We start from the raw sequence: 19,796 nt of genomic DNA, 5'->3' as shown, positions 1-19,796 counted from the left end.
GAATGAGAGAGGGAAAGCTAATGAAAGCTCTGTATTTTGTCGCCGCAGGTGTTGCGGCTTTTGCCATGACACCTGCCGCAAGGGCGCAAGATGCGTCTTGGGGGTGCCAGATCCTCCTTTGCGCAGCGTCCAAAAACCCTTCATGGCAGGGGGTTGGGTACTGCGTGCCGCCGATGCAGAAGTTGATTTCGGCTATGAAGAAGCCGGGCTTTTCGTGGCCGATCTGCGAAGAAGCTAAAGCCGGGAAACCCGGCCATGAACCTTTTGAAGATTGCCCTGCCGGTTTTCAGGCCGGACGGGCATCGTCTGGCCGCGACAACGACTCCCTCTTTGGCGGTGGCGAGGCGAATGTATGCACAAAGACGATCAACCAGTGCAGCAACCGCGGCGCTTTCCGGACGCTCTACGGGAACGAACGCGCGAACCAGCAGGCCGGCATCACAATCCGCGAACTTAATTCAAACAATGACAACGGCTTTGGCAACAGCTGCCAAGTTGTCATCACGCAGCCACGGCCAATCAGGGCTGACCCCTATTACTTCGATATCCCGAACGACAAAGGCGTGAAGGAACGCCATTGGTTCAACCTCAATCTATGAGGCCAGCGCCATGAACCAGAACATTCTACTCGTAATCGCTACCGGCGTTGGCATTGCTGCCGGCTCCGGCGCAACTTACGTTTTGATGCCGCAACCAGATCCGCAAGTTCGCGCACCCACGCATGAAGAAATTGTAGCAGCCATAGAAGCTGATCCGTCTCTTCTGCCGCGCGAGTTTTTAGCTCCGGCCTTGGAGACCCCGAGCGAAGAAGAGGCCTTGGCGGCATACCGCCGAGCCTACTCCTCCAATCCGATGCGAACTCGCGGATCTGAGGACCGTATCTCAATACGACTTGGCGAGTGCGACCAGAATCCAGACGGGCCGGGAGTGTCTTGTCTTACGTCCATTAAGTTTACCCCGTCCGCCCAACCTCTCGATCGCGTTATTGGATATTCGAAATCCGCGTCAGGCGATTGGGTTGCGAACGGATATTAGAAGTGGTTCGGCCGGTAGGAGTTCACCGTCGCTTTCGGGCTCAATCGGTCGCGGCAACTGCGAGCTGACACCGGACTCAGGGAATATCCACGACGGCGGGACGATTCATGCTTTCTTAAATACGAATCCAATTCGTAAAATTTTAGCTTTCTTGTTGCGCAAATACGGCACTATTAATTCGCCATCAATCATCAGCATCAGGATGGCGTAACGATGCGCAATGTGTTTTGCAGACTAATAAAGCGGTCCTTGGTCGCATTCGCTGTTGCAGCCGCAATGAATATTTACGCGGCGCAGGCCTATGCCGGTTCTGCGCATTTTGTTGTTGATGCGAACACAGGCAGGGTGCTGAGTTCCGAGAATGCGGACGTTATAAATCACCCCGCGTCGCTCACGAAGATGATGACCCTGTATCTGACGTTTGAGGCACTGCACAACGGCCGCCTGTCGTGGGAGCAGCCCATCACCATGACAAAAAACGGGGCCAACACCATTCCGACGAAACTTGGTGTCCCTGCAGGCAAAACATTCACTGTTCGAGAGGCGGTTCTCGGCATGATCGTCAAATCGGCCAATGACGCGGCCGAAGCGATGGGCGATCATCTTGGCGGATCGGAAGCGCAATTTGCTGATATCATGACACGTAAGGCCCGCCAGCTCGGTATGAACCGCACCACGTTTCGCAATGGTTCTGGCCTTCCCGATGGCCGCCAGGTGACGACAGCGCGGGACATGGCGACACTCGCTATCGCCTTGATGAGGGATTACCCAAGAGAATATCAGCTCTTTGCGGAACGCTCTTTCATGTTTCGCGGACGCAAGATCACCGGCCACAACAACCTAATGTATCGCTATAAGGGTATGGATGGCATCAAGACCGGCTACACCAATGCCTCCGGCTTTAACCTCGTCAGTGCCGTGAACGACAATGGCAGACATGTTGTCGGGGTCGTCCTCGGTGGAAAGACAGCTCGCAGCCGGGATGCTCGGATGGCCTCGCTGCTGGATGCCACAATGCCGAAAGCATCAGTTCGGAACGGCACAGCGATCGCTCGTCTCTCCGTCAAAACCGATTTCGACCTTGCCCAGGGAAGTATCCCGCTCCCTGTAGTGGCCGATCGAGCAGCTCCAATTGAGGTTGCTTCGATCAGCAACGACATAACGAACTCGATCTCTGTATCGGTGGCAAAAACAGCCACAAGCGAGCGTGGCGGATGGGAAATCCAGATCGCCGCATCCGACTCCAATGCAGCCGCCCAGAGCCTGCTTGCCAGAGCAAAGGCGGATGCTCTCGGTAAATATGGCGCGATCTCCCCCTATACGCAGAGGACCACAAGCCGCTCTGACACACTCTATCGGGCAAGATTTACGGGTTTCGGCAGCCGGTCTGCGGCCATTTCAGCCTGCAAGGCGCTCAAGCGTCATTCCTATGCGTGCCTCGTGCTTCCGAACAACGGATAACGATCAATCGAGCGATTCACTCTCATCGGGCAAGCTGTGCTCGGCCCACTCTTCATGGGGAATGGGTTCGCCAACCAGAAACTCGAACGCTGAGACCATTTTGTGATCCGGCGTCAGCTCGCACTTGAATTTAAGCGCGTACCAGTCCTTCTTGCTGTGAAGCGCTGCGCCATCTGCTGAAAAGGCGTCCCCGATCATCTTCGGGTCAGCCATCGCATAGGCTACCAAACGATCGGGCCGAAGCTCCTTGCTCCAAGCGCCGACCTGGGCCATGGCTTCGAGGCCGCAAAGCTGTTCGATCTGGTCGGCGGGTGCGAGGGCTGCCAGTTCCTTTCTTGCCTTTCGGCTACGGGGATCATCGAGAACCTTCTCCGACAACATGCGCGTCGGCTTCACCATCGCCGGCGTGTCATCCTGTGGCTCGGCTTCTTGAGGAACTGTCGGCGTCGCTTTTTCCTCGGATTTGCCTACTGGTACGGCATCCTTCTGAATTGCGAGAGGTGGCTGGCGCGCGGGTTCGTGCCTCTCTTCCAAAACTGGGGGCGGGAGATTCACAATCTCCACCTGAACGCTTTCCTCTTGTGGCGAAGGCAATTGCATTGGAACCGGCAAGAGCCATGCGAGGACGCAAAGGGCGAGGTGTAGAAGGGCAGATGCAGCAAAGCTCCATCTGCCAAACTGATCCTCCGTACCCGCCCGCCGCATCATCACGCGTCACGGCGCAGCGGCGGCGAGCTGCTGCAACAGCTTGACGAAATGACTTGTCCGGACACCTTTCGCGTTTTGGGTCGGATCGACGGTTTGCACGACAACCAGATGCTTTGATGGCACGATGGCAATCGCCTGACCGCCGTAGCCGGACGCCAGCGCCGCACCGGGGCCGAAGACATCGGGGTTCAACGTCCACCACAGATAGCCGTATCCCATGCTGCCACGATCGGTAGAAGAATAAGCCGTGGTGGACGCCTTCACCCAGGACGCAGGAATAACCTGCCGACCGCTCCAGCGCCCTCCATCGAGATAGAGCTGGCCGAAGCGGGCAGCATCTCTTGCGCTGAGGCGAAACGGATAGGCGGGATGACTGGAATGCCGCTCGGATATATACGTGCCATCCCGCGCTGAGAAATCCTGCATGCCGATCGGTTCGGCGATGCGCTGCGCGAAGCTCTTGAAAATATCCTCGCCAGTCTTCTGCCGGTAGATCGTCCCGAGTGCGTTGAAATCCCAATTGTTGTAGAACCAGAATGTGCCGGGCGCGTGGCTTCCCCGTTCCGGCCTGTTTCGCCGCATGTCGCCGGTTTCATAGGCGGCCGGATGGTAGATGCCGGATCGCGCCATGAGCAGATCGCGCACCGTGGCCCGTTTTTCCGCTCCGGTCAGCGCCGGAGACTTGTCGTCAATATCGAGGTCGGCAAGGGTGTTGCCGAGATCAATGCGCCCCTCCGAGACCGCGATGCCATAAAGCGCGCTAAGCAGGCTTTTGCGGACGGAGGCGACATTCACCTTGCGGGACACGTCGCCCCAACTGGCGACCACCTTGCCGTCCTGCACCACCATGACCGCCGTGGGTTTCAGACTGGAGGCATAGTCTTGTGCCTCCTTCAACTTTTCAACAGACCAGCCGGCCGATGCAGGATTGATGCTTTGCCACGGCTCAGCGTTCGCATTTCCTGCGATCACAGAAGCAAAAAGCCAAACCAGAATGGCAAAGAGATTTCCACGATAGGGCCGCATGCTACCTCCACACGTTCATTGTTTTGGCGCGACATTGAGAGCGCGATTGAAAAATTCGACAACCTTCCGGTTAAATTGTTCGTGGAAGGCCGCGCGATCGAAGCCAGCTGGCCCCTTACAACTGCGCCTGTTTTCGTCTCCGGGCTCACATGGCCGGGAAAATGCGAAGTGATCCGCACCTTTTACGAGTTGGTATTCGGGCGTGGTTGGAAGCCTGTCCAAAAGGAGGGCTGTGTTTGCCGTAACAGGTGCTCTGTCGTCTTTCTCTGCGGCCCAAAGTTGGATCGGTATGCGCACCTTAGCCAACCCATCTCTATCGAACGAAAAACCCAACGCAGGTGCAGCGATGACAGCAGCCCTTATGCGCTCTTCATGATGCCACGCATATGAACCCGCGTCTTTTCCGACTACCCGCGAAAGTTCAGCGTCCAGCTTCAACCTGCAAGCAAATTCAGCGGTGGCTTTCCGACAATATTCCTGTGCCAAAGCAGCACGCGGAGACGCCCCGGACGCAACCAGCATTGTGAAGCCGCCAGCAGAAAATCCGAAAGCTCCGATCCGGGATCTATCAACCGCAGTGCGCCCCTCCCATTCGGATTGCAGGTAGTCGAGGACCCGGGTGACATGGCCGATGCGTTCAATCAACCATTTGCGTGCAGGGTCACGATCATCGCCCTTGGTGTCGCCGGGGTGAGCGATCGCGACGACGATGTAGCCGGCATCCGCAAGCGCTTCGGCAGTATCGGCATGCGCTGCAAGGCCGCCCCCGTTTCCGTGTGAGATAAGGACCAGTGGATGAATTGCCGTGCTGCCTGAATTGGCCGTCTCGGGAAGCCATATGGCAATTTTGATGGGCTTCCCGTTCCCGTTCTCGACGCTGTGTTGCTGATAGGCTGAAGCAACCGAGTTTCCGAACAACAAAAACGCTGCAAGGAGAAGGAAGGTCGCGGCAGATCGCACAACGAAAGGAAAACGCATGAACGCACTTGGCCTCATCTATGGAGCAGCGGCGGCGATTTTCCGCATAAGCTTGAAGAAATCCCGCATTTCGATACCGCGCCTGTTCTGAGCCGGGTCCACGGTCTGCACAATCACGAGCCGCTTTTCCGGCACATAGGCAACAACCTGGCCGCCGTAGCCAGCGTTGAAGGCACCGCCCTGTCCCCACTGATCGGTGCGGAGCGTCCACCACATGTAACCATAACCGCTATTGTGGTCGGATGGCTGCGACAGCGCCGTGGTGGATTCCCGCACCCAAGCATTGGGAATGACATGCCGGCCTTCCCACTGGCCTCCGTTGAGGAAAAGCTGTCCAAAACGCGCAAGGTCGCGGGCGCTCATGGTGAAGGGGTAGGCCGGATGAACCGAGGATTTATCGAGGGAATAGCTACCGTCACGCGCCGAAAAATCCTCCATGCCGATCGGCGCGGCGATGCGCTTCGCGAAGCTCTGGAAAATGTCCTCGCCGGTCTGCCGCCGGTAGATCGTTCCGAGCGTGTTAAAGTCCCAATTGTTATAGAACCAGAACGAGCCGGGGACATGACTTCCGCGTTCGGGCCGCTTCTGGCGGATATCAGCGGTTTCGTAGGCGGCGACGTGGTAGACTCCAGATCGCGCCATAAGCAGATCGCGGATGGTCGCCTGTTTCTCGGTCGCCGTCAGCGCCGGACGCTTGTCATCAATGCCAAGATCCGCAAGGGTGCTCCCGAGATCAATGCGGCGCTCTGCGACCGCGATCCCGTAGAGGGCGCTGAGCAAACTCTTGCGAACAGATGCAACATTCACCTTGCGCGATACGTCGCCCCAACTGGCAATGACTTTGCCATCCTGCACCACCATGATGGCGGTGGGCTTCAGGCTGGTGGCGTAAGCCTGCGCCGCCTTCAGCCCATCAATCGACCAACCCTCAGATGCTGGATCGGTGTTCTGCCAAGGCTGCGCATTCACACCCCCGGCCAGAACAAACGTCATAAAAGACATGATGGCAAATACAATCGAACGCATAGAATGACCTTGGAACAGTCAAGAGAATGAACAGCTTTATCTATCATGACGGCGCCAGCGTGGCTTCGGTAGATTGTCCCCGCATAAATTCGCTGTGGCTTGGAAAGCGATCTTCGCTATCCGTCAGCCACCTCTTCGATCACTTGCATTTCTCTTGGATCCAATGCTGCCTGGGTCGTCAGGATATAGGCAGCGATATATTCGAGTTTGCGGTCGGATTCGTTTCGGTCGGCTGGCTTGTGCATAACGATCGATAGTCGTGCTGCCTCGTCTTCCTTGGACGCAGCAGCCAAAGCCGCCGCATAAATCACAGGGCTCATGCGCTTAACCGCTCTCTTTTCGTCCCACTCCCTAACTGTCTTTGCCGTCGCCTTCTGAGCCGCAATGTGGCGCTCCATCTTTTCGAAGAGCGAACCGTCTCCCAATACCTGCTTCATTATCTTACACCTATCCACAAAACCGACCGAAAACTGTTTGGCCTCCCAAATCGAAGGGAGGGCAGGACCTGGTCCTGCTCCCGAGCTCGTGCGGAACAGCTGGAGAGAGGGGGACAAGCGCTAAACCGGAGGGGGATCACCCACCCGAAGGGCCGCGTTGGATTTTTGTAGAAAATCGGACCGGTGCTGCAAGCCGCAGGCTGAAGCATGGGGAGACCGGTTTAGTGCTTGTGGGGGAGAGAGGGCAGCGCGCCTTTCTCCCCTCTCAATGACTTATATTGTCATAATATCTAAATCGAGGTAGGTTTACATGACACAGAATATAACACGGGTTATGTGACGCGCTTTTAGTTTTTCGCCGCCGTCACACTGACTGTAACAAATACGAGCGTTAATGTGACAGCCCTTTTAGGATATGCCCGTGTCTCAAAATCTGACGGCACACAGCTTCACGATCTACAGCGGGACGCGCTGGTTGCGGCCGGTGTTGACGGCAACAATATCTATGAAGATTCCGCCTCTGGAAAAAAGGACGATCGTCCTGGACTGACAGCTTGCCTTAAGGCTCTTAGAGCCGGAGACACTCTCCTTGTCTGGAAACTCGATCGACTAGGCCGCGATCTCCGTCACCTGGTCAACTTGGTCGATGAACTCACGAAGCGAAATATTGGTCTCAAGGTGCTTGCCGGCGAAGGCGCGACGATCGACACCTCAACGGCCAATGGCAGGCTCGTGTTTGGAATATTCGCGGCATTGGCCGAATTCGAACGGGCATTGATCATCGAAAGGACCAAGGCCGGCCTTGAGGCGGCGCGGGCGCGCGGCCGCAACGGCGGCCGACCATTTAAAATGACATCTGCAAAGCTTAGGCTTGCACAGGCGGCGATGGGGAAGCCGGAAACAAAGGTTGCGGAGCTGTGCGCCGAACTGGGGGTAACGAGACAGACCCTCTATCGGTTCGTTGGCCCGGGTGGAGAGATCCGACAAGATGGAGAAAGGCTACTAGCGCGAGGCAAACGGGGGTCGTAAGGCCCACCGTGCAGAGCGGAGCCTGTCGCAGATATCCTGATTTTGCGACGGTGCAGAAGTCGGGCCAACATATCGAACAAAAATCGGGATTTCCGGGACGGCCTGTCAGGAGACCTCTATCGTTTGCTTCGGTTGGTTACGCAGCATGAAAACCATAAGGCCCGCCCCCACTGCCAGCCCAATCGAGATCAGCCAGACCCACTCATATCTCATGGTCAGGTCGAAGATGTATCCGCCCGAATATGCGCCGGCCGCCGCACCGAGCGAGTGCCCCGCCGAAATCAGTCCCATAGCAAGACCCATGACGCGTAGGCCTATATGGCTGGCGACGAGGCTGGCGGTGACCGGAACGGTCGCATAATCGACAGCGCCGAACAACATCGCGAAGACGACCAGCATTTCATAGCTGGCTCCGACATTCATGAGGATAAGGAAGGTCAGCCCGCGCAGGATGTAGATCGAGCCAAGCAGAACGACGCGGTTCATCCGATCGGTCAGCCAGCCAGCCCCGATCATGCCGAGCAGGTTGACCGCCGACAGGACGCCATAGGCCGCAGCGCTTGGAACCGGCCCGAAACCGCAGAAAGAAGCATAGGGCAGGAAATGCGTTTCGATCACGCCGGCCGTTGTGTAGCCGCAAAGAAGGAAGCTCCAGAACAAGACATGGAAAGCCGGTTTCCGCAGGATCGCGGAGAGATCGTCTTTCAGGGAGACGGATGGCATGGAAGAGGAAACGTCTTCCCCGTGGCCATCCTTTGTCGCCAGTGTCCGCCATAGCAGCGGGATGAGGACGAGGCAGGCCAGTCCGATGGCGAAAAAACTCCACCGCCAACTGAATACAGTCAGAACCGCCGCGACCAGGGGAACGATCAGGAATTGCCCGCCTGTTGAACCGGAGGTGGCGATGCCCGTCGCAAGCCCACGGTTTGTGTCGAATTGCCTTGCGATGGCCGTTGATACCACATGCGTTGCCACGATCCCGAAGCCGAGCGCCGACAATCCGCTGAAAGCCAGAACGAAAACGGCGGCATTGCTGGTCGCCGAGACGATCAGGCATCCGGTCCCGACAAGGGCAAGGCCGAGCGCGAGCGTTGACCTAACTCCATGCTGATCGACCAGACGGCCGGCGAACGGCGCGACTGCCGCCATGACCAGCAGCGCCGCCGCAGCCGATCCAGAAACGAAGCTGCGCGACCAGCCAAGCTCTTGGGACCAGATCGGCATGACCATTCCAAGCGTGGCCCGCGCCGAGAAGGCCAGAGCGAGAGCCAGAAAACTGAACGCGACGACCGCCCATTGCTGAATTGATGTCGATGATCGGCTCGAATCCATGAAATTTCCCCTGCATGTCTTGCGAGGACAATTCCGCGAGCAAGCGACGATCGGCAAACGACGGTTTTACCGGGCATGTTTAGCTGTGCTAAATATGCCCCATGACAATACCGCTCTCCTTGCTCGAAACGTTCATTGTCGTGGCCCGATCAGGACGGATGCGGGATGCCGCCATCGCTTTGTCCCTCACGCCTGGTGCAATCAGCCAGAGGGTGCGGGAACTGGAAGAACAGGCGGGGCATCGGCTGTTCAGGAGAACAGCGACAGGTGTCACGTTGACCGAGGCCGGGCAAACGTTGTTCGCTGTCTTGGACGAGCCGTTCCTCAGGATCGACGGCGCGCGGCGCGGATTGGAGCGGTCATCCAGTCATCGCATCAGGATCAGTACCATGGCGTCCTTTGCTGCGAACTGGCTGGTCCCGCGCCTGTCGCGCTTCTCGAAGATCCACCCCCATATCGACATCGAGCTGGAAACCGACAGCCGCATTGTGGACCTGAAGCGCGAGCCGGTGGATATGGCGATCCGTCACGGGCTTGGGGACTATCCGGGGCTCCTGTCGGTCCCCCTCGTCGCTCCCGAGCTGATCGTTGTCGCCAGCCCGCAACTTCTTCAGAGCCGCGCCCCTATCAGGATTCCTGCCGATTGCCTTGGGTTTCCTCTTCTGCACGACCTTGATCGTGCGGATTGGCGGCTCTGGTTCAAGGCATATGGTGAGGACGTGTCTGCGCAACTTCCCGGCCCCTCTTTCTCCGACGACCATCTGACGGTGAAGGCGGCCGTAGCAGGACAAGGACTTGCCCTGGTCCGCGATACCTATGCCGACGACGATCTCCGTTCCGGGCGTCTCGTGCGGCCCATCTCAATCCAGTGGCCGACGAACTTCGCCTATTACGCCGTGAGCACGGCGGAGGCGTTGCAACGACCCGCCGTTGCGCACTTTCGGGATTGGTTGGTCTCTGAAGTCCGTGCGGATTCGCAGATATCCTACAATATGCGACTGTCCTGATGGGCGATCTCTTTAAGCCACTTGACGAAATGCTCTGTCTTCGGTCTTCCCAGCCGGATCACCTGCACGGCATAAACATAGTTGCTATCCACAAACCCAAAAGGTGCGCGCAATCGACCGCAGCCAACGTCCTCAGCCACCAGATGCCAGGGAGCGATTGCAATGCCGAGGCTGTTGAGGGCAGCCTCAATGGTCATGTGATAATGATCGAAAATTCGGGTTCCGCCGGTTTCGTTATGCCCCTCTGTATGCGTCAGACGTGCCCATTCGCGCCAGGCGTCAGGCCGCGTCCGTGTCTCTAGTCGAGGCAGCGCGAGCACATCGGTCCGGTTATCCGCTGCAAGCGATGGCGCGACGACCAGCGCCAGCTTCTCGCGGAAAAGCAGTGAACCGTTTTCCGGAATAACAGTTTCCCCAGGTAGAACCAGAATCTGAACATCGATGTGATTGCGTGCGTGCTGATCATCCGTTGCGAGGCGCACGTCATAGTGTGGATACCTGGCTGTAAAGCCATGAAGACGTGGAATAAGCCAACGCATGGCAAAGGTGCTGAGGCAGGCCACGTCCAAAATGCCGCGATCGCCTCGCCCGATGATGCGAAGCGCGTCCTCCATCTGATCGAAAGCAGCAGTCAGGGCAAAGCCGAATACCCGGCCCTCTGCGGTGAGCTTCGGACGGTTTCGCGCTCCCTCAAACAATTCTGCGCCGACAAATGTCTCAAGATGGCTGACATGGCGGCTAACCGCCCCGTGGGTCACCCCGAGTTCTTCGGCGGCTGATGACAGTTGGCCATGCCGTGCAGCGGCCTCGAAGGCTCTCAGGGCGGCGACGGGTAGATTCTTACGGCTTTTCATGTGAATTTTACTCACAATGAAACGGCCGAACTGTCAATAAGCAAAGCACACTGGTGGTGATAGATAGTGCTTCATTGAAACGATGAGGTGAACCATGCCATTTGTCAGAACAGCCATGCCTAAAGGAACAGAGAAATCACGGAAACAACAGATCGTACAAGGAATTCACGAGGCCCTTGTCGAGGGTATCGGTATGCCGAAGGATGAGTTGTTCAATCTTGTTAGCGAATATGAAGACGGCGAGTTCTTCTATGATCGAAGCTTCAACGGCATTGCCCGTTCCGAAAACCTGATTGTCGTGGAAATCACAATGCGCAGGGGCAGAAGCGATGCCATGAAACGCGATCTCTATGCTGCCATCACCCGGAACCTTGAAGCGGCGGCGGCTGTGTCGCCCAAAGACATTTTCATTTTTATGCACGAAAACGACTATTCGGACTGGAGCGTCGGAAACGGGGTATTCGCTATGGCGATAGCCCAGCAGCGCGGCGCTGACAGTTAAGCCCAGCTATCGCAAAATTGCTACAGACCGTCCGAAAACTCAAGGCAGGAAAATTTCGTTAGAAAATGATGCTAGCAGCTTCTCCTGCTGCCACCGTCTATAGAATGCATCATATTGAATAGTCGGAATGCCGGAAGGAAATTCTACGTAGGAAATTTCATTCTGAGTTTTCGGACGGCCTGGCTAACATTCGCGACAACGCTCAATTCGTCATCCGCGATCTTGTCCCGCCTATGGTGCGAAAGCGCGCACGAACATTCGATCAACCTTCAGATCGATTTCGACGGCGTGCTGGAAAAGGAAGTCGCCGCCAAGCAGGCCAACACCTTCGAACTTCCCTGGGTCGTCACGCATTAGGAATGCGTGAACTGAGCGGCGGAAGCCACCAAACTCTGTCTCTACCGGAACCAGCTCGCAATCCGTTTCCGGCAAGTTCGGATAGATCGCTCGGCAGGGAACCGATGAAGCCGCAGCGTCGATGCGGTCAGCAAACACCATCGACATTGAAGCACCGCTGTCGAGCGACATCAGTTGCGCCTGGCCACCTATATTGGCGTCAAGGAGCAATCCTTCTTCTGTTCGTCGAAGCGGCACCTCGGTCCACCCACCCTTGCCGCCAGCGTCAAACTCCGGCCCACTTTCGGAAACAGTCAGCGTTGAGGCTTGGTAGTCGATGACGATGCGACGCCCTTCGAAGAGGTTTAGACCGATTACCGGAGAAACGGGCGGCTCGTCCGCACCCATCATTGTCACAGCCCAAGGCGTGAACTCGACACCCGAGACATCGTGAAATGTTTGGCCGTTGATTGTCAGCTTATCGACAACGAAACGAGCGTTCTCCTGCACGTCGCCAGCGATGTTGCTCGACTTTTGCGTCTCCCCTGTGAGCCGCGCGCCCTCGATCCGTTCGATCATCGGCCGCGTCAGATGCAGACCCTCGGCCGATCCCGTATCCAGCATCAGGGCGACAACCGTGCCGTCCAGTTCCAGCTCGACCATGGGCGTGGAGAATTCATCGAACCTGATGGGGAACACCAAATCCGACGCCCTGGCCGTTTCGGCTGCGCCGGTCATAGCTATCGCGACAAATGCTGCAATCGTGCTGTTGAAGAGCCTCACGGGCTGGTCCTCTGAGATGGCCTCAACTTTTGATAGCCAGCCAAAGTAGATTTATCAAATGCAGCCCAAGGCGTCACTTGTTGTATGAACGCAAGTCTTCCGGCAACAAAGGGTCAGAAGCGTCACGCCAATTTTCGCAAAAGTCTCTCGCAAAACTAACTATTTTGCGAGAGACTTTTGCAAGTGCGCCGGGAGACCGGCAAGGAGTATATGGTGCAAGTCCATTTCGGTGAAGGATTAGCGACCCACACCGGCCCCGAGCCGTGCGCTGACGTCCGCGAGGACGGCGGCGAAGCGTCGGTAGGGGAATGCATAGGCCAGCCATTGAGCCGCGAAATAGTCATGGTTCCGGGTGCCGACGTTGTTTGCAAGACGGAAGGCAATACGCACGAGCACGCTATCGCAAGTGCTTGGACGACCCGGCGTGGTCGCAGACCCTGGCATGTGCAGACGCTCCTTGTACGGGAACCGGGAGATCTCATGCCCGGCCGAACGCGGTTGATGCCCCGTCCGGTCCGCATCGGGAAGGCGAGGAGCCGTAGCCGATGATGAACGGACATGAGAAGTCAGACTCGGCCATAGTAGCTGTGAACCCGACGAACAACACCGGAGAGCCGGTGGCGGAGCCGGGGAAGCCAAGGGCCGGGACCAAGGGGAACGCGAACGAGCAAAGCACGCGCCGGGCTCAGGACCGGGAAAGTGTGTCACAGGCGCTCGAACGCGTACGGAATGCCGCAAGGCAAAGGAAGACGGAGCGGTTCACCGCCCTGTATCACCACATCACACCGGAATTGCTCCGGATGTCGTTCTTAGCCTTAAGGCGCGGCGCGGCGGCCGGTGCGGATGGAGTGACGTGGCAGGGCTACGAGGCAAATCTTGATAATAACATCAAGGCACTGCACGAACGGGTCCATCGGGGCACATACCGGGCTCAGCCGTCTCGGCGGCGGTTCATACCCAAGGCAGATGGGCGACGACGCCCGCTGGCGATTGCCGCCATTGAGGACAAGATCGTCCAAAGGGCGACGATCGCGGTGCTTAACGGGATTTACGAGGAGGACTTCCTCGGCTTCTCGTATGGTTTCCGCCCTGAGCGCGGCCAGCACGATGCGCTGGACGCTCTCATGGTTGGGCTGAACGAACGGAAGGTGAACTACATACTGGACGCCGATATCCAAGCGTTCTTCGATGCGGTCGACCAAGATTGGCTGATCCGCTTCCTGAACCATCGGATTGGCGACCAGCGCATCATCCGCCTGATCCAGAAATGGCTGAAGGCGGGGATTCTGGAAGATGGGGTGGTAACGGTTAGTGAGACAGGGACTGGACAGGGCTCGGTGGCATCGCCGCTCCTGGCCAACATCTACCTGCACTACGTGTTCGACCTGTGGGCTGCCCGCTGGAGACGGCAGAAGGCCAAGGGCGACATGATCATCATACGGTACGCCGACGACATTGTGATCGGGTTCCAGTATGAGAACGATGCCCGCCGCTTCCGGGAAGAGATGCGCGAGCGACTGCAGGAGTTTGCGCTGTCGTTGCATCCGGAAAAGACCCGCCTGATCGAGTTTGGCCGCTTCGCAGCGGCTCAGCGCGGAAAGGTCGGGCTCGGAAAGCCTGCAACCTTCAACTTCCTCGGCTTCACCTTCATCTGCAGCAAATCCCGTCGGGGTAAATTCGTCGTCAAGCGCCGAACCAGACGGGATCGCATGCAGGCAAGGCTGCAAGACATAAAGGGGGAGTTGAGACGGCGACTGCACCAGTCCATTCCTGAACAAGGGAAATGGCTGAGGCAGGTCGTTACCGGTTTCTTCAACTATCACGCCGTGCCGGACAATGGCGCGGCGCTGGCGGTATTCCGTCACTATGTCACTGATCTATGGCGGCGGTCGCTTCGACGACGCAGCCAAAAGGATACGATGACATGGGTCCGGATGAAGACGCTGGCTGACGACTGGCTCCCAAAACCGCTCATCCGTCATCCTCGGCCCAGCGAACGCTTCGCCGTCAAACACCGGAGGTAGGAGCCGTATGCGGGAATTCCGCACGTACGGATCTGTGCGGGGGGCGCTCAGCGATGGGCGTCCCTACCGCGATCAGAAATTCCAGTGAAAATTCAATGCCCGCGATTTTGTCGCGAATATTAGGCAGGCCGTCCGAAAACTCAGAATGAAATTTCCTACGTAGAATTTCCTTCCGGCATTCCGACTATTCAATATGATGCATTCTATAGACGGTGGCAGCAGGAGAAGCTGCTAGCATCATTTTCTAACGAAATTTTCCTGCCTTGAGTTTTCGGACGGTCTGTAGGATTTCCGCGACAAGCCAAGCGAATAGCTACTTAATTTAGAACCACAGAGTTTAGCGACACTTCGCGATCCAGATTCCACGCTGTTACGTTCCCTGTTTGGAAGTCGGTGTGCTTATGACGACGCCTCTACCAAGCCGGTGAACAGGCGATTTCCGGGATGATCCATTTCTGCCAGCAGTTCCTGATGCCACTGAATTCCAATAGCAAAGGTATTGGTTGAGATCTCGATCGCCTCGACAATACCATCCTCCGCATACGCGCAAGCATTCACTGCTGGAGACAATTGGGCTATTGCCTCGCGGTGAAAGGTGTTCACCTCGATACGCAGCCTTCCGATCACCTCCGCAAGGCTGGATCCTTGGACAATATCTATCGGGTGAAAATAACCCCGCTTGTCGTGTTCAAGGGCGTTTGGATTCGATGCGCGAAGATCTGGCGTAAGACGGCATCCATTCAAGCAGGCAAGCATCTGCATTCCGGCACATATCCCAAGCACCGGCTTATTTCGTTCAAGGAAGCCTTCGACGATAGCTTTCTCGACTTCAAATCGTTCAGACGGCGGCGCTTTGGAGCTGGCATTATCGACGTACCAATCATCGGGATAAGCGAACCTGCCCCCTACAGAAACCAGCCCATCAAACTCCGCCAGGACAACGTCCACTACTTCGTGAAGATATGGGACCCCAAAGGGTAATCCGCCCGCGTTCCTAACGCTCGAAAAATATCCCTTCGCGGCTTCATAGTGAGTCCCGCCCGAACTCGTGTTTTCGTCAAGGACAACGGCGATGCGGGGCTTTCTCATGGGTTCAAACCTTTGGGTAGAAAATTTTTCCGGAGCATTGAGCAGCGGCCTTCGGTAGTCGATCGCAAGCCTTGTCCTATTTCTGATCACATAATAAACCCGACTTCCGCAACGTCGGAGATTCAGGACTTTCGCGAAAATTCAGAGGGATCGGCTCGCGCGCGCCAAGCCATGGGCAACCAGTCGGTCAATCGTTTCGGTATAGCTGACGCCGCTTGCCGCCATGACCTTCGAATACATGCTGATGTCCGTAAATCCGGGAATCGTGTTGAGTTCGTTGACCAGGATTCGCATGTCTTCTGTGACGAAGAAGTCCGCCCTCGACATGCTATCGCAGCCCAATGCACGGAACGCTCTCGCCGCATAGGCTCGGATTTTCTCCTCAACTTCGTGAGGTAACTCAGCCGGCACCCTTAGCGCTGCCCCGTTCGAGTCTATGTATTTGGCGTCATAGGTATAAAAGCCATGGCTTTCAGCCGGAATGATTTCACCTGTCCTCGACACGAACAGGGAGCCATCAATATTTTCTAAAACGGCACATTCGATCTCACGCCCCTGAATGAACTCCTCCGCGAGAAGCTTTCTGTCGTGCCGAAAGCCTTCTGAAAGGGCGGCCTCATAATCCGCATTATTCGAAACCTTGCTGACTCCGACCGAAGAACCTTGGCGAGCCGGCTTAACGAAGATGGGTAGACCGAGCGTCCGCGCAAGTTCACCGAACGTTGGTGCTGCACCGTGATGTATTGTGATAGAACGCGCGGCTGGCACGCCTGCCTCATTGAACAATCGCTTGGCGATGTCCTTGTCGAGTGCGTTGGCGGAGCCGGGTATGCCGCATCCTGCCAGTGGCACACATGCTACCTCTGCCAGCCCTTGCACTGCGCCGTCCTCGCCGTGAAGCCCATGCAAGACAGGAAACAGGATATGAATCTTTGGCGGCTCATAGGCAGCGCGATCAACAGGAAGGGCGATCACCCGCCCATATCCCCCTGGAATGAAACAAACCTCTGTGCCGATCGACGGAGTTGCGAGCGTGCCACTTTCAAAAACACTCAGTAGCCATTTTCCTTCACGGGTGACGAAAATAGGTATGGCATCGTATTTTTCAGGGGCCAGCGCATTCATGACGTTGGTCGCAGAGAGAACCGACACGTTGTGCTCGGTCGATCGGCCGCCATAAATCACGGCAATACGTATTTTGGGATTGTTCTCTTTTTCCATCATCAGGCCGTCCAACTACAGTTCCATATTCTCATTACCGTAGCACAGCGCTTTTCCTGAAGGTGATCGCAAACGTAGCGATAGCAACTTCCAGAACGGCCGCGAACAGCAAAGCCGATAGAAGCGCCCCTTTTCCGAAATTGACCAGAATCCAGCCGCCGAGAACGGGGAAGCCGAATATGCCAACAAAATAAATGAGGACGAACCAGGTCAGAGCCGCATGCCGGTGCTCTGGCGCGGCGCTGTTGACCGCCCATGTCTGAATGACGGGATAGACCAGGCCATAGCCGATGCCTGTCAGCACCGCCGACACCATCTGAAAAACAGGAGACGAAGGAACTCCGAACATCGCCGCCACACCGCAAATCATGACCAGCAGCAGCCCGATCGCAAGGCCAGACTGCGGTAGCCTTGCAAGAAAGCGAGCCAGCGTAATACGCGCTCCGACAACCGTGACCGCATAGAGGATGAAAAACGAACTGGCGTTGGCCTTCGTACCCTCGACCAGTGAACTCTGGAAACTCATCAGGCCCGAGAAAACGCAGGCTCCAAGCCCGACCATCAAGATTGGCCGTATGGTGTGTGATGGCGCAATGCGTGCGATGTCACGCACCCACGGGCGGATCGCCTGCCCTTGCCTCGGAAGGGGAGATTTGTTGCCGAATGCCAGCAATAAAATGCTCGCGGCCAGCGCAGCAAATGCGACCAGCAGAAAAGCAGTCTCGATTGCCAGCCCGAAATCCCCGATGGCGAGGTTGACGAGCACAGGACCGCCACCGATTCCTGCCATCTGGAATGCACCGAAGCGCGTGAACCAGAACCCTCGATCGGCGTCCGTCACCCGCTCGGACAATGCCATGGGCGCGCCGATGTAGAACATGCCCCAGCCAAGGCCGATCAAAGCACCAGCAACACGGCTAAGGGCAATCCCGTGGGCGCCAGCGAAGGCCAGTACGAGGAAACCGCAGGCGATCGACACGGCGGCAATTGCCGTCATTCGTGCGGCATCGATGCGACCTGAAAACCACCCGACCAGCGGAACGCCGGCAAATGTGCCGATCATCGCTGCGCCCAGGGCCAAGCCGGTATCGATGTCATCTCCACCACGAGCGCGGATGTAAGCCGAGAACAGGAACGTCGCACCATATCCGGCTGCGGCAAATATGGTGCCTGCGAACAGGAATGGCGCGGAAGCGGCGCGCATAGAAGTCATTTGAGCCTCGGAAAAGATTGAAGTGGCTCTATTAAATAGCAATAATGTTCATTATTTAAGCGCCACTCCGCGCTCCTTCCTTGAGCCACTTTTGGAGGAATCAATGAGCCAGACGCGAAGACGTGAGAGCCTTTCGGCGGCGTTTCTTCCACACATCGATCCGGAGTCGGAAATTTCTCTTGTAAGGCAGCTCTATCTCTCGCTGCGTAACGCCATCATGGCTGGCCGCTTGGGATCGGGACATAGACTGCCCTCGACCCGGTTGGCGGCGAAGGAATGGAAGCTATCGCGCGGCTCCGTCGCTGAAGCTTATGAAATCCTGATTGCTGAGGGCTATGCGAGCGCCAGGCATGGGTCCGGCACCTATGTTTCACCGGGTCTGCCTGACGTATTCAGCCAGCCCGACAATTTGACGCGACAGAGCACAGATTCGCCGCGCCGCACCGTTTCGGCGGCAGCGACGAAGGCCCTTTCCCTGGCGACCAGCCTTGAGACGCCGAAGCAGTTGCCCTTCACAACAGGCCGCATTGTCCATGATGAACGAACGACACGCTTGCTCAGCCGTATTGCCGGCCGGCACCTGAATTATTCCCGCGACGGATACGGGGACACTCAGGGGGAAGTGGAGCTAAGATCGGCTATCGTTGCGTATCTCACCGCCTCGCGCGGTGTGCGCTGCACCAGTGATCAGGTATTCATCACATCTGGAACTCAGCAGGCCCTCGATCTCGTCTTTCGCGTTCTGGTTACGCCGGGAGAGACCGCTTTCGTGGAAGACCCCTGCTACCCGCCCGCAAGACATGCGTTGATCCTTCAAGGAGCCAAAATCGTCGGGTATCCGGTAGATCGGGACGGTCTCATTACCGAAGCTCTGGTCCGTGCCAATGTAGACCCGCCAGCGCTCATCTATGTCACCCCCTCGCATCAATATCCGTCGGGAGCGGCTCTCCCCCTCCCGCGCAGGCTGGAACTACTCTCTTACGCGCGGGAAAACGGCTGCTGGATTATTGAAGACGATTACGACAGCGAGTTTCGCTACGATGGGCATCCGATCGCATCGTTGCAGGGACTCGATCAGGCCAACAGGGTCATTTATGCGGGAACCTTCAGCAAATCTCTTCTGCCGAGTTTTCGGGTTGGCTATCTGGTGGTGCCACCCGATCTAACGCAGGTATTTCGGGCGGTGCGTCCGATCCTTGATCGCTTCCCCCCGGTGCTACCGCAACGCATCGTGGCCGATTTTCTGAACGAAGGCTATTTTCCCGCGCATCTTCGACGGCTGAGAGAGCGCCACCGGGCCTCGCGTGACCTGCTTGCCCACCTCCTACAGGAACGTATGGGTGACCATTTGAACGTCTCCAGTCCGGAGCAGGGCATTCACCTGACGGTGCGGAGTGCCGGAATATGGAGTGACGATGTTGCCGTTTCGAACGCTGCGCAAAAGCGTGGTGTTATCGTCATTCCGATCTCTCCCATGCATGTCTCCAGCTCTCCCGCGCCAGGACTGATGCTTGGGTTTTCAGGGCTTTCAGAGCAGGAAGCCGATATTGGGACGCAATGGCTGGCAAGGATGTTCGATCAGGAGCGTTTTCAATAGTTTTAGTCGTTCGTGATTTCCGACCACCGTCGCAAATCTCCCGCAGAGCGTCCAAAAACTCTTTTGGGGAATGAAGTCCTGCGCTGTTCAATGCCGGAACTCTATGGGCGACGAGATTTTTCAGATTTCGCAGCCAAA

General features: G+C 56.9%; 19 protein-coding genes. 7 read left to right on the top strand and 12 right to left on the bottom strand.

Annotated features, from left to right (window positions below):
• Nucleotides 1-20 precede the first annotated feature (20 nt).
• Both C8J33_RS24845 and C8J33_RS24835 read left to right on the top strand, forming a co-directional pair.
• Nucleotides 21-599, top strand: a complete 579-nt coding sequence (locus tag C8J33_RS24845) for a hypothetical protein (protein ID WP_165929888.1) — start codon at nt 21-23, stop codon at nt 597-599.
• 712 nt (nt 600-1,311) lie between these two features.
• Nucleotides 1,312-2,496, top strand: a complete 1,185-nt coding sequence (locus C8J33_RS24835) for a D-alanyl-D-alanine carboxypeptidase (protein WP_245507282.1) — start codon at nt 1,312-1,314, stop codon at nt 2,494-2,496.
• Nucleotides 2,497-2,499: 3 nt separating this feature from the next.
• On the opposite strand, the gene C8J33_RS24830 is transcribed toward C8J33_RS24835, so the two are convergent.
• From C8J33_RS24830 to C8J33_RS24810, 5 genes are all read right to left on the bottom strand, one after another.
• Entirely contained in the window at nt 2,500-3,060 is a 561-nt protein-coding gene (locus C8J33_RS24830; protein WP_245507279.1) for a DUF930 domain-containing protein, read from the bottom strand.
• 150 nt (nt 3,061-3,210) lie between these two features.
• Nucleotides 3,211-4,230 carry a serine hydrolase domain-containing protein gene (locus tag C8J33_RS24825; protein ID WP_132665699.1) on the bottom strand — a complete coding sequence of 340 codons (1,020 nt, stop codon included), beginning with the start codon at nt 4,228-4,230 and terminating at the stop codon, nt 3,211-3,213.
• A 15-nt stretch (nt 4,231-4,245) separates the two neighbouring features.
• Entirely contained in the window at nt 4,246-5,208 is a 963-nt protein-coding gene (locus C8J33_RS24820) for an alpha/beta hydrolase family protein (protein WP_165929887.1), read from the bottom strand.
• Between the two features lie 18 nt (nt 5,209-5,226).
• Nucleotides 5,227-6,234, bottom strand: coding sequence for a serine hydrolase domain-containing protein (locus C8J33_RS24815; protein WP_132665697.1), 1,008 nt, complete (start codon nt 6,232-6,234; stop codon nt 5,227-5,229).
• A 116-nt stretch (nt 6,235-6,350) separates the two neighbouring features.
• Entirely contained in the window at nt 6,351-6,671 is a 321-nt protein-coding gene (locus C8J33_RS24810; protein WP_245507278.1) for a hypothetical protein, read from the bottom strand.
• Nucleotides 6,672-7,067: 396 nt separating this feature from the next.
• On the opposite strand from C8J33_RS24810, the gene C8J33_RS24805 reads away from it, so the two are divergent.
• Complete coding sequence (locus C8J33_RS24805; RefSeq protein WP_132665696.1) at nt 7,068-7,700, top strand: recombinase family protein; 633 nt, start codon at nt 7,068-7,070, stop codon at nt 7,698-7,700.
• A 105-nt stretch (nt 7,701-7,805) separates the two neighbouring features.
• Here C8J33_RS24805 and C8J33_RS24800 read toward each other — a convergent pair whose 3' ends face one another.
• Complete coding sequence (locus C8J33_RS24800; RefSeq protein WP_132665695.1) at nt 7,806-9,032, bottom strand: MFS transporter; 1,227 nt, start codon at nt 9,030-9,032, stop codon at nt 7,806-7,808.
• Between the two features lie 101 nt (nt 9,033-9,133).
• Between C8J33_RS24800 and C8J33_RS24795 the strand changes: the two genes are divergently transcribed.
• Nucleotides 9,134-10,039, top strand: coding sequence for a LysR substrate-binding domain-containing protein (locus C8J33_RS24795; protein WP_132665694.1), 906 nt, complete (start codon nt 9,134-9,136; stop codon nt 10,037-10,039).
• Here C8J33_RS24795 and C8J33_RS24790 read toward each other — a convergent pair.
• Nucleotides 10,018-10,893: a LysR substrate-binding domain-containing protein gene (locus C8J33_RS24790; RefSeq protein WP_132443036.1), complete on the bottom strand. Its 876-nt coding sequence runs from the start codon at nt 10,891-10,893 to the stop codon at nt 10,018-10,020. The genes C8J33_RS24795 and C8J33_RS24790 overlap by 22 nt on opposite strands.
• 94 nt (nt 10,894-10,987) lie before the next feature.
• Between C8J33_RS24790 and C8J33_RS24785 the strand changes: the two genes are divergently transcribed.
• The gene (locus tag C8J33_RS24785; protein WP_132443037.1) at nt 10,988-11,395 is read left to right on the top strand and encodes a tautomerase family protein; all 408 of its coding nucleotides are present in this window, start codon (nt 10,988-10,990) and stop codon (nt 11,393-11,395) included.
• 231 nt (nt 11,396-11,626) lie between these two features.
• Here the strand turns inward: C8J33_RS24785 and C8J33_RS24780 are convergent, their stop codons facing one another.
• Both C8J33_RS24780 and C8J33_RS27205 read right to left on the bottom strand, forming a co-directional pair.
• Nucleotides 11,627-12,514 (bottom strand): retropepsin-like aspartic protease, encoded by an 888-nt coding sequence (locus C8J33_RS24780; RefSeq protein WP_132665693.1) that lies wholly within the window; start codon nt 12,512-12,514, stop codon nt 11,627-11,629.
• Nucleotides 12,515-12,751: 237 nt separating this feature from the next.
• Nucleotides 12,752-12,958: a hypothetical protein gene (locus C8J33_RS27205; RefSeq protein ID WP_165929886.1), complete on the bottom strand. Its 207-nt coding sequence runs from the start codon at nt 12,956-12,958 to the stop codon at nt 12,752-12,754.
• 104 nt (nt 12,959-13,062) lie between these two features.
• On the opposite strand from C8J33_RS27205, the gene ltrA reads away from it, so the two are divergent.
• Nucleotides 13,063-14,538, top strand: a complete 1,476-nt coding sequence (ltrA, locus tag C8J33_RS24770; RefSeq protein WP_132665727.1) for a group II intron reverse transcriptase/maturase — start codon at nt 13,063-13,065, stop codon at nt 14,536-14,538.
• A 399-nt stretch (nt 14,539-14,937) separates the two neighbouring features.
• Here ltrA and C8J33_RS24765 read toward each other — a convergent pair whose 3' ends face one another.
• The 3 genes from C8J33_RS24765 to C8J33_RS24755 all read right to left on the bottom strand — a co-directional run bounded on the left by C8J33_RS24765 (nt 14,938) and on the right by C8J33_RS24755 (nt 18,061).
• The gene (locus C8J33_RS24765; RefSeq protein WP_132665692.1) at nt 14,938-15,627 is read right to left on the bottom strand and encodes a gamma-glutamyl-gamma-aminobutyrate hydrolase family protein; all 690 of its coding nucleotides are present in this window, start codon (nt 15,625-15,627) and stop codon (nt 14,938-14,940) included.
• 141 nt (nt 15,628-15,768) lie between these two features.
• Nucleotides 15,769-16,848: a D-alanine--D-alanine ligase family protein gene (locus tag C8J33_RS24760; protein WP_132665726.1), complete on the bottom strand. Its 1,080-nt coding sequence runs from the start codon at nt 16,846-16,848 to the stop codon at nt 15,769-15,771.
• 34 nt (nt 16,849-16,882) lie between these two features.
• Nucleotides 16,883-18,061: an MFS transporter gene (locus C8J33_RS24755; RefSeq protein WP_207904062.1), complete on the bottom strand. Its 1,179-nt coding sequence runs from the start codon at nt 18,059-18,061 to the stop codon at nt 16,883-16,885.
• 103 nt (nt 18,062-18,164) lie between these two features.
• On the opposite strand from C8J33_RS24755, the gene C8J33_RS24750 reads away from it, so the two are divergent.
• The gene (locus C8J33_RS24750) at nt 18,165-19,658 is read left to right on the top strand and encodes a PLP-dependent aminotransferase family protein (protein ID WP_132665691.1); all 1,494 of its coding nucleotides are present in this window, start codon (nt 18,165-18,167) and stop codon (nt 19,656-19,658) included.
• Nucleotides 19,659-19,796: the final 138 nt, after the last annotated feature.

The sequence above is a fragment of the Rhizobium sp. PP-CC-3G-465 genome (assembly GCF_004343445.1).
GTDB lineage: Bacteria > Pseudomonadota > Alphaproteobacteria > Rhizobiales > Rhizobiaceae > Ferranicluibacter > Ferranicluibacter rubi.
Note: the sequence above shows the minus strand (reverse complement) of the source record. Positions and strands in the feature narration are given on the sequence as shown.